Here is a 12,624-nt window from a genome sequence, read left to right as displayed (position 1 = left end):
TCTTCCTGCTCTGCTGCGTCATCCTGATGGCCGATGTCCTCGGTCCCGAGATCTTCGGCCACGGCAAGTCCAAGGATTACGGTCTGTGGTACTGGGCCGGGCAGCAGGTCTTGCAGGGCAGGCCGCTCTATCCCAGCGATGTCGGCGAATATTTCGAGTTCATCTATCCGCCGCTGCCGGCGATTCTGCTCGCGATCCCGAGCTGGTTCGGCAAGATCCCGCTCTACGTCGTGCTGTCGATCCTGAATATGGTGGCGTGGTGGTACACGGGGATCCTATCCAATGCGATGACCGGATCGGACCGCAGACCGGGCCCCTGGCTGGAAGCGCTGCCGGCCCTCGTGACCGTGACCTTCGTGTTCGACATGTTCGACCTCGGCCAGCCGAACCTCGTGCTGCTTGCGATGATGCTCTCCGGCTTCTGGAGTTTGCAGCGTCGGTGGTCCTGGCTCGCAGGCTTCATGTTTGCGCTCGCCACCGCAATCAAGGTGTTTCCCATCGCGGTGCTGCCCTATCTGGTGTGGCGGCGGCAGTGGGCAGCCGTCCTCAGCATGGCCGCCTTCATCGGCATCCTTCTCTACGTCGTACCCGCGCCCATTCGCGGCTTCGAGCGCAACGCGGCCGAGCTGAAGACCTGGTACCAGGGCATGATCGGATCGAGCTCGGAGAGGGGCTTCGGACAGCGCGACGAGCAGAACTGGTCATGGGTCAACCAGTCCGTCATCGCCGTGACGCACCGGCTGGTCCGGCCGTTGAACTACAATCAGGACGATCCCAACAAGCCGCCGCGCACGATGAATGTCATCGACGTCGACTACAAGACGGCGAACTGGATCGTGCTCGCGGTGTCGGCCTTGCTCGGGCTTGGCTTCGTCGCGGTGATGCCGCAGCAAGCGCGGCGAACGGCGCGATCTGACGCCGAGGAGCTCGGCATTCTGTTCTGCCTGATGACGGTGGCCTCGCCGTTGGCGCGGCAATACTACTTCATGTGGCTGTTCTTCCCGCTGACGGTGCTGACGCATCGCGCCGCCTTCGACGAACGGGCCAAGGTCCGGTTGGGAACCTGGCTTGCCCTCGGCGCCGCCGGCATTCTCATGCTGCTGTCGCTGCCGCCGTTTCCCAACGTCATCCAGGCCTGGGGCAATAATCTCATGGCCACGGCGGTCCTCGCAGGTAGCCTCGCCTGGCACATCCGGCATCCGCCGGTTGCGGCTGGCTCCGACGCCGCGGCGAAGCTAAAACTCAAGGCGTCTTGAAACTCAAGCCATCTTGGAACTTAAAGCCCTCTTGAGACCAGCAGTCAGGGAATACGACCATGGCCAATGCTCAGCTTCAATCCGTGCTCGACCATATCGACAAGGAGTTCGATAACAGCCTGGAGCGTCTGTTCTCGTTGTTGCGGATCAAGTCGATTTCCGCCGATCCCGCTTTCGCTGCCGACTGCAAGGCGGCCGCCGAGCACCTCGCCAAGGACATCGCGAGCCTCGGCGTCGCGACCGAGGTGAGGCCGACCGCCGGCCATCCTGCCGTCGTCGGAAAGAGCAAGACGGGCGGACGACCGCACGTGCTGTTCTACGGCCACTACGACGTGCAGCCGGTCGATCCGCTCGATCTCTGGCACCGTCCGCCGTTCGAGCCTGTCGTCACCGATCACGCCGATGGCCGCAAGATCATCGTCGCGCGTGGCGCCGAGGACGACAAGGGCCAGGTGATGACCTTCGTCGAGGCCTGCCGTGCCTGGAAGGCGGTGACGGGCTCGCTGCCGATCGACGTCACCTTCCTGATCGAAGGCGAGGAGGAAGTCGGCTCCAAGAATTTCGTGCCGTTCGTCGAAGCCAACAAGGACGAGTTCAAGGCCGACTACGTGCTGGTCTGCGACACCGGCATGTGGGACCGCGACACGCCGGCGATCACGACGTCGCTGCGCGGCCTCCTCTACGAAGAGGTGAAGATTACCGCCGCCAATCGCGACCTGCATTCCGGCGTGTTCGGCGGCACCGCGATGAACCCGATCCGGGTGTTGACCAAAATTCTCGGCGGGCTGTTCGACGATGACAACCACATCACCATTCCAGGGTTCTATGACGGCGTGAAGGACGCACCGCCGGAGATCCTGGCGCAGTGGAAGAAGCTCGACTTCACGCCGGAGACGTTCCTCAACCCGGTCGGGCTGTCGATTCCGGCCGGCGAGAAGGGCCGGCTCCTGGTCGAGCAGGCCTCCACGCGTCCGACCTGCGACGTCAACGGCATCTGGGGCGGCTATATCGGCGAAGGCTCAAAGACGGTGATCCCGTCGCACGCCTCGGCCAAGGTCTCATTCCGCCTGGTCCAGGGACAGGATCCCGCCAAGATCCGCAAGGCGTTTCGCGATTACGTGTCGGCGCGGATTCCCGGGGACTGCAAGGTCGAATTCGGCGATCATTCCGCCGGCCCCGCCATCGCGCTCGACTGGAACATGAAGCCGCTCGCCGCCGCCAAGACCGCGCTGACCGAGGAGTGGGGCAAGGAGACCGTGCTGATAGGCTCGGGCGCCTCGATCCCGATCGTCGCCGACTTCAAGCGCGCGCTTGGTCTCGATTCGCTGCTGGTCGGCTTCGGGCTCGACGACGACAACATCCATTCGCCGAACGAGAAGTACGATCTCAAGAGCTTCCAGAAGGGCATTCGCTCCTGGGCCCGCATCCTCGCGGCACTGGCGGAGGTGAAGTAGAGGCACTCTGCTGTAGGATGGGCAAAGGCGCGCTCTTCGCGCGCCGTGCCCACCATCCCTCCGAGGCTTCTTCATCGTCATTGCGAGCGAAGCGAAGCAATCCAGAATCTTTCCGCGGAAACGGCCTGGATTGCTTCGTCGCGAAGAGCTCCTCGCAATGACGGCAGCAACAAACAAAAACGCCGCCCGGAATTGGGCGGCGTTTCATTCCAAAACGTGCAGAGGGTGTTGAGACCTACCCTACACGAAATCCCGGAAAACTCAAGATCGGTAACCCGGCAGCTCGCGATCGAGCTTGCGCAGCAACGGCGGCCACACCAGGTTGGTGGCGCGCAGCTCGGCGCGGTCGCGGTTGGCGAGCAGCTCGGTGTTCTTGTCGATCGCGATGTCGTCGACCGGATAGACCGGCGTGCCCAGCGCGCGCGTGCGCACCTGCATCGAGCAGGCGCGCTCGAGGTGATACATGCGCTCGAACGCGGAGGCGACCGAACGGCCGACCGTCAGCGTGCCATGGTTGCGCAGCAGCATGTGATTATGGTCGCCGAGGTCGTTCTGAAGCCGCGGCCGCTCTTCGTGATCCAGCGCGATGCCTTCATAGTCGTGATAGGCGAGGTCGTGGGTGACGAGCTGCGCGGTCTGGTTCAGCGGCAACAGGCCTTCGGCGCTGCTCGAGACCGCGGTGCCGTCGAGCGTGTGGAGATGCAGCACGCAGATCGCGTCCTCGCGCACCTCGTGGATCGCCGAGTGAATGGTAAAGCCGGCCGGGTTGATGCTGTACTCGCTCTCGCTGAGCTGGTTGCCGTGAAGATCGACCTTCACCAGGCTCGACGCCGTGATCTCGTCGAACATCAGCCCGTAGGGGTTGATGAGGAAGTGATGGTCGGGGCCGGGCACGCGCGCGGAGATGTGGGTGTCGACCAGATCATCCCAGCCATAGAGCGCGACCAGGCGATAGCAGGCGGCGAGATTGACCCGTTGCTGCCACTCGGCCTCCGTCATGTTCGACGGCACTTCCTTCAGGCGGGCTTCCGCTGGTGACATGGCAAATTTCTCCGAACCTCGTTGTCGCGGGGAGGGAGCCTAGTCTTGGGTGAGGTCGGCGGCAAGGCGGTCAAATCGCAGCAGCCAAGCGTAGCCCGCATGGAGCGAAGCGGAATGCGGGAGGCTTCACCAAAGGTCTCGGATTTCGCTTCGCTCCATCCGAGCAACCTCCTTGAATTTGCTCAATTATTCCGCCTGTGGGCGATCATTCCCCCGATCTATCCCCCATGGACGGACGCGGTGACCTCTGGTCCTGCCGTGGGGCTCCGCCCGTTCTGCTACAATCTTTGGACGACGAATGTGCCGGAGATTGATTCGTGGATGAGCTGCTGACGCTTGCAAAGCGACTCTATGCACGCCGACAAGACGGCATTGTCGTCCCTTACAAGATGGTCGATGAAACCCATCGAGAATTCGAGTGCCACCAGAACGCTGGCACATGGGCAAGAGACAATCCCGGCTGCAGAGTCGTTCATGGCTGGATGGTATTTGATCACGAGAAGACGAGTCGGGGCCTCGTCCCGCTGGTCAACTTCAATCCTCATTCGGTCATCGAGACGGATGGCGGCGAGCGGTATGACCCCACGCCGAGCCGTGCGTCAAAGCGCTATCCCTTCCTCGATCACGAAGGCGATCCCGAGAGTTTTGTTCGCATTGTACAAGGAATTTCACTCGCGATCCTCTCCTACAATCCCAGCGCAGACGCCTATCAAGTTCATCTATCGGTCACTTGATGAGGATGGCAGCAATGAAAACTTGGCTTGCTGTCTATCGACTTAGCGCCGATCTGCATCTGGCTAAAGCAACCCCTGAACTGCATTATGAACACCCGCGCGGCGACTACAAACTTACCCTATCGGGTTTGACCGAGAGCGAGCCTGAACTGGAGGAGGACCTTGAACTACGGATCATCCTCCAAGCCGAAGGAATTTCCGCTGCCGAGGACCTCGCGCTAAATTCGGCACGGCAGTTTCTGCGCCTTCTTAGCTTTGTGACTGGAGCTGGCTTTAAACTCGTCCGCAATCGATTTCTGATGGATTGGACTCCCGGCGTTGAACACAGAGAGCAGTTTGCATATGGACGAGACAACCACCGAGACCGACCAGAAGCGATAACTGCCGAATTACTCGAAAGCGTCAAAGAACTGCAAACAACGCCAAACGCTGTCGTTGTAGATCGCGCCCTGCGCTGGTACTCGGCAGGCGTCGGCTCCGCCCTAATGGAGGATCAGTTCCAGTACTTTTGGTTTGTGCTGGAATTGATCGCTGGGACCACAACCGACAAGCATGTCGTTGCCGACAAGTGCCAGAAATGCCGTTCGGATCTCATTTGTCCAACTTGCGATGAAGTATCAACTCACCGACCGTTTCAAAAGCAACGGATAGAAGCCCTCCTGACGCGTCTGAAGGTTGGCTCGCAGATTCAAAGTGATCTATTCGACATCAGGAATGGCTTGATGCACGGGCGAGCACGAGAACAGATCGAGGAAACGATTCAGGAGCGGGAATCGGACTTTGAATTTGCCAAGGCTGTGGATTTCGCGGGTCAAACGGCGTTCATGGCGATATTCAACGCCTTCGGCATCAAGCAGAGTCAGCTTGATCGATTAGTTTTTGCCGCGCCCGAGACGTTCGTTTCACGGGCAATGGTGATGAAGGCCCACCTCATTATTGGAATGCATGGTGATCCGGCCAATCCGCAACTGCAGAATGTCGTCCTTCCGACGATAACCGCTCACAGGATCGACGAGACAGGCAACGTCAGCGATTAAGTCCCTGTGAAAAAGCGGGATAACGGTCTCCGTCCCCACGCTGCTACCCTGCATTGTGCCATCGTGACGTCTCCCGATTCGCAAGAAGGAGACTTCTATGGCATTGAGCGAAGGTGAGATCGCGACCGTAAAAGGCATGCTGGTTCGCGGAGATAAGCAGCACGACATTGCCGCCTATTTCGGTATCAATGGTGGCCGCATCGCCGAGATCAGCACCGGCCAAACCGGAGGCACCGTCACAGCGTCACCAGCAGATGATCTACCGCCTGCCGGTCCTTACATGGCTGGACGCTCGGCGCTCCGCGCTCGAGACACGTTGGTTGCCTTGCGCGAACTTATCGACGGAGCCATCGGCGATATTGATCTCTACGAAAAGCCGAAAGACTGAGGTCGCAATCCAATGGCCGCGAACCAAGCGAGGCGGCGATGAAGCCTGAAAGGCGCAGTTTTATAGCCGGCTTCGTCTGCGGCGGAGCCTTAGTCGCTATCATCTGCGGCGGCTCAATTTGGTGGAAAGCCAGCCCCGAACGCTCCGCCAACGATGCAGCCATATACGACAGCTGCTTGGCCTCCAAGCAAGGCAACACCGTTGCCTGTGATGCGATGATGCGGATGCTTGATAGGGAAAGAACACAAACCGCCGCGTTGATAAAGGAAGGTGCGAGGATGCTCGCTGCCGGTGTGAGCAAGCGCGATGTGGTGAATTGGGCAATTAAGCAGGGAGCGGTCGGTTCGCAAATAAGCGATGCTGCGGGCATCACTCTGCGAGAATTGCAGAGTGACAAGTATTGATTACTACTGCGCTGACCTGTTCAGGATTGAGCCAGTGCTCGCCAGTTCTCAATGGCCTCTACGATACTGGCGGCTTGATCGCCGGGGAGCGTTTGCAGTTCCAAATAAAGTGAGAGCAATGCTCCGCCGTGTGCGCTAATTCGAGTTGTCTCAGCGGCTATGTTGTTTCCGCGCTCGGTCAAAGCCTTTTGAGCCGAAAGCATGATCTGCTTTGCAAGCTGCTTCTTTTGTTCGTTGCTCCAATGCGCAAACGAACCAAGCTGGTCCTCCAATTCCGACAGCACAGAATTGAAGGCCGAAAAAACCCAATACTTATCGTTGGAGTTCATCCGCTCGTACCGTTGCAAGATGTCGTCTACTTGCTTCGATAGAACGTCTGCCCTCGCTACTGCCCATTGCCTCCGGATGCTCTCAAACATAGGCCACGCTCCCCCCGCTGAGGAGGAGCCTATGAGGGTCTGGCAGGATATTGCAAGATCAGGCTTCGCCTCACGCGTCTTCATCCCCGCGCGGCTTCATCGGCACGACGCTGCCGCCGAGCAGCCCGTCGAACTTCGACGGCGGCGATGGCGGTGCGAAGCCGCCTGCAGATAGCCGAGCGCGAGCTGCGGAGGTCAAACCAAATTCGGCGGCATAGCGCACCACGTCGCCCGCGTGCTTGCGGACGATCGAGACGAGCGGATTCGCTACCGCGTCCCCGTATTTGCTTTTGATGATCTGCGCGTTCATCAGCGGATCGCCAGCCTGCATCCGCGCCAGCGCCTCGGCGGCCATCCGCCATTGGCCGTAACTGTGGCAGTAGGCGCTGAATGCGGCGATATCGCATTCGGTCAAGATGCCGAGCCGAAGCAGCGCGGGCCCGATGCCCCACCATTCATCGCTGGCGTAGCCGGTGATGTGCGGCGGCGGCTCGGGCATGGCTGGCGGTATCGGCGGCTGTGGCTCATTGAGCGGCAGGCGGCGCTTGCCGGGGTTGCCCTTCAAAATTCGCAGGCGCAGCGGCTCGGGCGATGGGCCTGGACGCATCAAAACCTCCTGTTTCTGCGACTTGGCGGCCACCCTGCGCGTTTTGGCACCGAAAGGCGAGGTTTTCGGCCTCGTCGAGCATGTAGAAGGAGGTTCTCTCCGCGCGAAGAAGAGAATTATTTTCTCGGGCGGTTTTTTCCAACCTGCGGGCGCTAACTTTGGAGCGCTCCGCCGCTCTGACAAGCTGCAGACCCTATTTGGACGATCCGCCCCCCGGCCCCTGGTCAGCTTTGCTGGGTGGTGCAGGGGCGCGCTGATCGGGTTGCTCGGGTCGAGCGGTTGCGGAAGCCTTCCATCGCAGTTGGTGGGCTCGGTTGACCGCCTGACGCGCCTCGCTCATCGCCGCGTCGGCGCGCTCCAATAGTTCCCGCGTTTCGCGGCTTAATGGTTCCGGCATAGAAAGCACTCCCGAGCAGGCGGGAGCGCAATAGCGTCTCTCAGTCACCGACGCCCTGAATACGTGGCCGATGATGCGAGGTAACCTACAACGGGCGAACCAGATCCTAATTAAAGTAGGTTAAGCTGCGGGGATAGCGCGCTACTCGTCGCCGCGCCCCCGTGCGCGCGGGCCTATTTTGAAGCGGGCGTCCTTGTCCAACTCAGCGAGTGTAACGACCTGCTCGGCGCGCTGAGCCAACTCGTTGTAGTTATTGGCAATGTCGCGCAGCGTTTCTCTTGTCTGCGGGAACTGGCAAGCGTCGGCCTTGCTCCGGAACTCTTCCGCGCGCAGTCGCCAGTATTTGGAGGAATGCAACCACTCGCTGCCCATCGCCCATAGCCTTAACTGGACCGTTCATCTTGGTTAAGGGATGTTCAGACAGCTCGTTCCAGAAAGGCAAGCGATTATTGCAGAAAGGCCGTCTACTGTGACGGCCTCACTCTCGCTCTGGTTTGCAACGGATGCCTGCCTTACCCGTAGCGTAGCTACTGAAAGAGACTGCGCTCAATTCGCGCGGTTGCGCAATGATGGCAGGTCGATGGTCTTGCCCTGATCCGCACCGCTCAGTTGCTCGCGCAGCTCGGCGAAGCTGATCCGCAGCTCGCCCAGCATGATCTTCGCCTCGGCTGCATCGACCTGCGTTTGACGCAGCTGCTCTTCAAATTCCTTGCGCATGCTCGTTTCGATCTGCTCACGCAGCTCTCCCACGGCTTGGCCGACCACCTCGATCAGGAACCGCCGTTCCTCCGCGATGGCATCGGCAATGCGCAGGTCCCAATTAACCGGCGCAGGCTCGGCACGCCGTTCGCTTCGTCGGCGCTCTCGCACGGTCCGCTGCTCCCGCGCGGTCTGCTCCTCGGCCTCACGCTTCCAGCGCTCGACACGATCTTCGACCGGCTGGCTCATTGCCTCGAGGTATTCGCGCTCGCGCCGCTGTTGCTGCAGCTCTTGGAGGCGCTGCTCGTTCTCCCGCCGCATCTGCCACATGCGCTCATAGTTCTCTTCGCTGCCCATGTTACCACGCTGCTCCTGTGACGTAGGCGACCGCGCCGGGATGAACTGCCCAGGCGCACCAGCCACGAACTTTCACCGCGAGGCTGTCGGTCTGCCAGATCGAGATCGTCGGCGCGGCCACAGCAGCAGGCGCGCCGGGGATGCTGATGTCGGTCGGTGCGGCGTCCTCGAAATGCAAAGTCGGCTCTTCGCTGACCTCGATTGTGACGCCGCCGTCATAGCCCGTCACCAGACCGCCAGCCGCGACCGCGATCACCTCACCGGCTGGTATCGATGAGGACGACAACACCTCGTTGGAAAATTTCAGCGAGACCAGACAGCGCAGCTTGGTCGCGAGCGCGGGCGTGGTGATCACGATCATCTCGTCGGCGCCGATGCCGTTGCTGGCGATGCTTTCCGCGAGCAGCGCCAGATCGTTGGCGATGCCTTCCGCGCCGCTGGTGCCCGCCGATGGAATCGCGGCAACGCCCTCGAGGATGCCTGCAGGGGCAGCAGCGGTCGCTGCAGCGGCGCTGAGCAGCAGCGCGTCCATGCTTTGCTCGGCGGATGTCGCAAGCGCACCGCCGATGATCGTTGACGCCGTGTCGTTGCTGGCATTCTGCAGCTCGTTGGTGAGCGCCGATCCGATCAGCAGCTTCTTCACCGGCCCGACCCTGATGCCCGAGATGGTCATATCGACCACCGGCATCGGCTTGCCTTCCTCGACGAACGGCACCACCGGCCTGCCGCTTGCGCCGATGTACGGCACCGCAACGGATGAGACACCGGCCAGATCGACGGAGCTGGCCAGCTCGAGCAGCCGCGCCGAGGCGCTCGACGGAGCCAGCATCGGCAGCACGGCGATGGTCTGCACCTGCGGGTAGCCGCCGCCGCTGGTGGTCGGCGATGTCGCGCCCTTCAGCATGCGCGGCGCTGTGGCGTCGTCGGGCCATGCCTTGGCCAGTATCGCGTCGGGGCGCTGCCGGTCACGGGATGCAAGCGCCACCGCAGTTGCGGCGCGGATGAAGCTGCGGCGCTGCGAGCTGAGCAGCGCGCCGGGATCAGGTCGGAGCGGGATGCCTTGGCGAGCCGGTGCGTTCATGGCGGTCCTCCATCATCGGCACGATGCCACGGCGCTGCGGCGTCCGGTGTCGTAGGCTTACGGTTTTTTTGGCGGCAGCCCGCTCGCGGCCTCGATCAATAACCGACGAACGGCAGCGCCCACCTCTCGGTGGTCGCCAGCCTTGTCGTCATCGAGCCAGCGCAGGTCAACCAGCATGCTGAGGATCGAGCCGTCCAATTCGACAGGATAAACCCGCCGACCTTCGCGCTGGCGCAGACGGTGACGGCGCTGTTGCTCGCGTCGGCGTTGGCGGTTGGTGGGTGGCGTGGGCTTGTCCATCGCTCAGCTTGAATTTTGATTGAACATCTCCGCCATGCATTTGGCTGCGGCCTTTTCCGCACCGGGATCAGCTTTCAGCGCTTGCTGGAGCGCGTCCGCTTTCGGCGTCGTGGCCATCATCCCGATGATGAGCGGATGGATGAAATAGCGATACGCTCGGCCCGCCCGCCGTCTCCGATGGCAATTAACCGACCACCGGGCTCGGCCATTCGATGCAGCGCCCGCCGCATCGAGCGCTCAAATGACGGGCGCAGCTTGGAGCCATATTCCAGCTTTAGCTCCTGCAGAATGATTGCCCGCATCTCGTCGAACGACATCGGCTTGCCGTGCTGGAGGATCGTCTCCCACAATGCTCTCTGCAATCTGCCGAGGCCGCGTGACATGGGCAAACTCCTCCTTAGATAAGTGTACACTGTGAACACTTAGCGTGTTCGGGTTTTCGCTGCCTGCTGTGCGCCATCGCGCCATTGGTGCGCCGTTAAAAAAACCAAATGGCGCACCCCAATGCGCCATTGGTTTTTACTTAGGCGCACCAGTAACAACGGCGCAGAGCCCATTTGCCGTTGGTGCGCCATTAGAACCTGATCAACGGCGCAGATCATGACGGCCTCTTTACAGGGTCCACGCGAAGGCCTTTGACAGGCTTGCGGGTGATCGGGTTCTCATAAGAAACATGGGTCAGCAGGCCGGAACCGAGCCACGTCTTGATGATCTGTCGGGCCGGTCCTTCGCCTTTGCCGCAGTGCCTCTCGATAACGCGCCAGGCAGCACGATCAGTGACGTTGGGGGCATCGCTGAAGCGGTTGCCGTCAGGCAGGCCCTCCTCGATGTCGTCGAGGATGGCGTTGAGGACCGGGACGCTCAGCTCGGCGAACAAGCCCGGGGCCGACCACGGCTCGACGGTTTGAACATTGTCGCCGTTCGGATAAAGATCGGTCGCGTTGCCGATGTTGACGCTGACCAGCTGGAACCATCGTGCGTCCGCCATCGGCGCGATGTTGACCTTGGCATTGTCGATTCGGATCAGCCATCGCCGCTCGACCTCGCTCAGCCCGTAGCGTTTGGCATCCTCCTCCGACATGCGGGTCACGGTATCGACCAGCCTGAACGCATCCTTGGATGATGAAGCGCCACGGCCTCGGTTTGCATTGCCGGGATCGGCTGGCCCTTTCGAGATGTGATGCGGTACATCGACGGCGATGTCGAACCTGATGCTCATGTCGGTGAGAATTTGCGCCACTTCGTCAATAGCGCTGTTGTCATTTTCGTTGATCGTGTGCGCCTTCACGAACGGATCGAGGATCACGAGGTCGATTTTGCGTGCGACGATCGTCCTTGCCAGCTTCGCTCCCAAGGCACCCAGTACGGGATGACCGTGTCGATCGCTGGTCATCAGCTTGCCTCCGGCCTTGTCGAGAGCAGCGAGGTATAACCAGCCTCTCAGCTCTTCTGACTTGATACCGTGATGCAGACAAGCTGCCTGGATGCGGCGGCGCTGTTCGTCGCGACTGTCTTCGAGACTCACGATCAGCACGCGGCTGCGCTGGAAGACATGCTCCCCGGTCAATCGGCGTCCGGTCGCGAGCGACAGGGCTTGTGCGTATCGCATCGCAGTCTTGCCGACACCGCCTTCACCAAGCAGCGAACTAACGAAGCCACGACAGAAGCTGTTGCCGAGCAGCCAGCCGCGCGGCGGAATAGGTTGGTCGTCGTCGCCTGCATCCCATTCGCCGAGCGGCTCGGCTTCCCCGGCTTCCCTGAAGCCGGTAGTGCTGCCTTGGGCGGCTTCGCTCGTCCTGACACTGTCGAGGCCACCAAGCGCCGTGAACGGCATTGGATGGCAACCTTCCGGCAGATCGGCATTGGCCGAGAGAACGCGAACGATGGCCGCAGCCTCATAGGTCGGGTAGCCCTGCTGGCGCATTTGTTCGCGCCGCTCTTCGGCTTCGCGCTCGTCCCAGCCTTCAAATTCGTCGGCCATGAGCCCGTCCTCGTCCCCTCTGGTGGGGCAGCGCGGTTCGGGCTATATCGTCGGGTGCTTGTTCGCGACGACCGTTTGCCCGGTCGGGAAAAATTTGAAGCCCCTCGGGCCAGTTCGGCCCTTGGGGCTTTTCATTTAAGAGGTTGTTTGTGTTGCTCGCCGCTTGTCGAGACGCCGCTCGCGTCGAACGAGCAATTCCTGGCGGCGCTGCGAAGCCTTAGCGTCACGCTCCGCGATGCGCTCCTCAAGCCAACCCACGACCTCATGATGCAACCAGCGGGCTTGCCGCCGCGCGCGGCTCGGCTCGCTGAATGACACTGGCTGCGGGAATGTTGGGTCCTCATAGATCGCTGACTTCGAGCGGCTGGTCAGTTTCTTAACCTGCTTTAGATCAATGAAGACCAGCGGCGCTGGCGGCGGATCGTCGTCTTTGGGGTTCGTCATGCGCGCTCTCCGCATACTGATGCGG

The 12,624-nt window shown here is 61.2% G+C and carries 17 protein-coding genes; 7 read left to right on the top strand and 10 right to left on the bottom strand.

The window, feature by feature from the left end; all coding sequences use genetic code 11:
* Positions 1–26 precede the first annotated feature (26 nt).
* Both AB8Z38_RS11630 and AB8Z38_RS11625 read left to right on the top strand, forming a co-directional pair.
* A complete protein-coding gene (locus AB8Z38_RS11630) occupies positions 27–1,256 on the top strand; it encodes a glycosyltransferase family 87 protein (protein WP_369726473.1) in 1,230 nt (409 codons plus the stop codon).
* A gap of 59 nt (positions 1,257–1,315) precedes the next feature.
* The gene (locus AB8Z38_RS11625) at positions 1,316–2,710 is read left to right on the top strand and encodes a M20/M25/M40 family metallo-hydrolase (RefSeq protein ID WP_369725172.1); all 1,395 of its coding nucleotides are present in this window, start codon (positions 1,316–1,318) and stop codon (positions 2,708–2,710) included.
* Positions 2,711–2,971: 261 nt separating this feature from the next.
* On the opposite strand, the gene AB8Z38_RS11620 is transcribed toward AB8Z38_RS11625, so the two are convergent.
* The gene (locus AB8Z38_RS11620; RefSeq protein WP_369725170.1) at positions 2,972–3,751 is read right to left on the bottom strand and encodes a class II aldolase/adducin family protein; all 780 of its coding nucleotides are present in this window, start codon (positions 3,749–3,751) and stop codon (positions 2,972–2,974) included.
* A 45-nt stretch (positions 3,752–3,796) separates the two neighbouring features.
* Here AB8Z38_RS11620 and AB8Z38_RS11615 point away from each other — a divergent pair, with 45 nt between their 5' ends.
* The 5 genes from AB8Z38_RS11615 to AB8Z38_RS11595 all read left to right on the top strand — a co-directional run bounded on the left by AB8Z38_RS11615 (position 3,797) and on the right by AB8Z38_RS11595 (position 6,314).
* Positions 3,797–4,084, top strand: coding sequence for a hypothetical protein (locus tag AB8Z38_RS11615; protein ID WP_369725168.1), 288 nt, complete (start codon positions 3,797–3,799; stop codon positions 4,082–4,084).
* A complete protein-coding gene (locus AB8Z38_RS11610; RefSeq protein ID WP_369725167.1) occupies positions 4,069–4,485 on the top strand; it encodes a hypothetical protein in 417 nt (138 codons plus the stop codon). The genes AB8Z38_RS11615 and AB8Z38_RS11610 overlap by 16 nt, the downstream gene beginning before the upstream one ends.
* A gap of 14 nt (positions 4,486–4,499) precedes the next feature.
* Positions 4,500–5,522 (top strand): methylamine utilization protein MauJ, encoded by a 1,023-nt coding sequence (gene mauJ, locus AB8Z38_RS11605; RefSeq protein ID WP_369725165.1) that lies wholly within the window; start codon positions 4,500–4,502, stop codon positions 5,520–5,522.
* Positions 5,523–5,619: 97 nt separating this feature from the next.
* A complete protein-coding gene (locus tag AB8Z38_RS11600; protein WP_369725163.1) occupies positions 5,620–5,910 on the top strand; it encodes a hypothetical protein in 291 nt (96 codons plus the stop codon).
* 38 nt (positions 5,911–5,948) lie between these two features.
* Positions 5,949–6,314 (top strand): hypothetical protein, encoded by a 366-nt coding sequence (locus AB8Z38_RS11595; RefSeq protein WP_369725162.1) that lies wholly within the window; start codon positions 5,949–5,951, stop codon positions 6,312–6,314.
* Between the two features lie 20 nt (positions 6,315–6,334).
* Here the strand turns inward: AB8Z38_RS11595 and AB8Z38_RS11590 are convergent, their stop codons facing one another.
* The 9 genes from AB8Z38_RS11590 to AB8Z38_RS11550 form a co-directional block, all read right to left on the bottom strand.
* On the bottom strand, positions 6,335–6,733 hold the full coding sequence (locus tag AB8Z38_RS11590) for a hypothetical protein (protein ID WP_369725160.1): 399 nt from the start codon (positions 6,731–6,733) through the stop codon (positions 6,335–6,337).
* A gap of 70 nt (positions 6,734–6,803) precedes the next feature.
* Positions 6,804–7,373 (bottom strand): phage terminase small subunit P27 family, encoded by a 570-nt coding sequence (locus AB8Z38_RS11585; protein ID WP_369725158.1) that lies wholly within the window; start codon positions 7,371–7,373, stop codon positions 6,804–6,806.
* A 505-nt stretch (positions 7,374–7,878) separates the two neighbouring features.
* The gene (locus tag AB8Z38_RS11580; protein WP_369725156.1) at positions 7,879–8,109 is read right to left on the bottom strand and encodes a hypothetical protein; all 231 of its coding nucleotides are present in this window, start codon (positions 8,107–8,109) and stop codon (positions 7,879–7,881) included.
* A gap of 174 nt (positions 8,110–8,283) precedes the next feature.
* Positions 8,284–8,793: a hypothetical protein gene (locus tag AB8Z38_RS11575; RefSeq protein WP_369725154.1), complete on the bottom strand. Its 510-nt coding sequence runs from the start codon at positions 8,791–8,793 to the stop codon at positions 8,284–8,286.
* Position 8,794: 1 nt separating this feature from the next.
* Positions 8,795–9,874, bottom strand: a complete 1,080-nt coding sequence (locus tag AB8Z38_RS11570) for a hypothetical protein (protein ID WP_369725153.1) — start codon at positions 9,872–9,874, stop codon at positions 8,795–8,797.
* 57 nt (positions 9,875–9,931) lie between these two features.
* Positions 9,932–10,174 (bottom strand): hypothetical protein, encoded by a 243-nt coding sequence (locus tag AB8Z38_RS11565; protein ID WP_369725151.1) that lies wholly within the window; start codon positions 10,172–10,174, stop codon positions 9,932–9,934.
* A 116-nt stretch (positions 10,175–10,290) separates the two neighbouring features.
* The gene (locus AB8Z38_RS11560) at positions 10,291–10,557 is read right to left on the bottom strand and encodes a hypothetical protein (RefSeq protein WP_369725149.1); all 267 of its coding nucleotides are present in this window, start codon (positions 10,555–10,557) and stop codon (positions 10,291–10,293) included.
* A gap of 215 nt (positions 10,558–10,772) precedes the next feature.
* Positions 10,773–12,155: an AAA family ATPase gene (locus tag AB8Z38_RS11555; RefSeq protein ID WP_369725148.1), complete on the bottom strand. Its 1,383-nt coding sequence runs from the start codon at positions 12,153–12,155 to the stop codon at positions 10,773–10,775.
* 135 nt (positions 12,156–12,290) lie between these two features.
* The gene (locus AB8Z38_RS11550; RefSeq protein WP_369725146.1) at positions 12,291–12,599 is read right to left on the bottom strand and encodes a helix-turn-helix transcriptional regulator; all 309 of its coding nucleotides are present in this window, start codon (positions 12,597–12,599) and stop codon (positions 12,291–12,293) included.
* Between the last annotated feature and the right edge of the window lie 25 nt (positions 12,600–12,624).

It is taken from the genome of Bradyrhizobium sp. LLZ17 (genome assembly GCF_041200145.1).
Classification (GTDB): domain Bacteria; phylum Pseudomonadota; class Alphaproteobacteria; order Rhizobiales; family Xanthobacteraceae; genus Bradyrhizobium.
The sequence above is the reverse complement of the archived record's forward strand: the minus strand, read 5'-3'. Positions and strand labels throughout refer to the sequence as shown.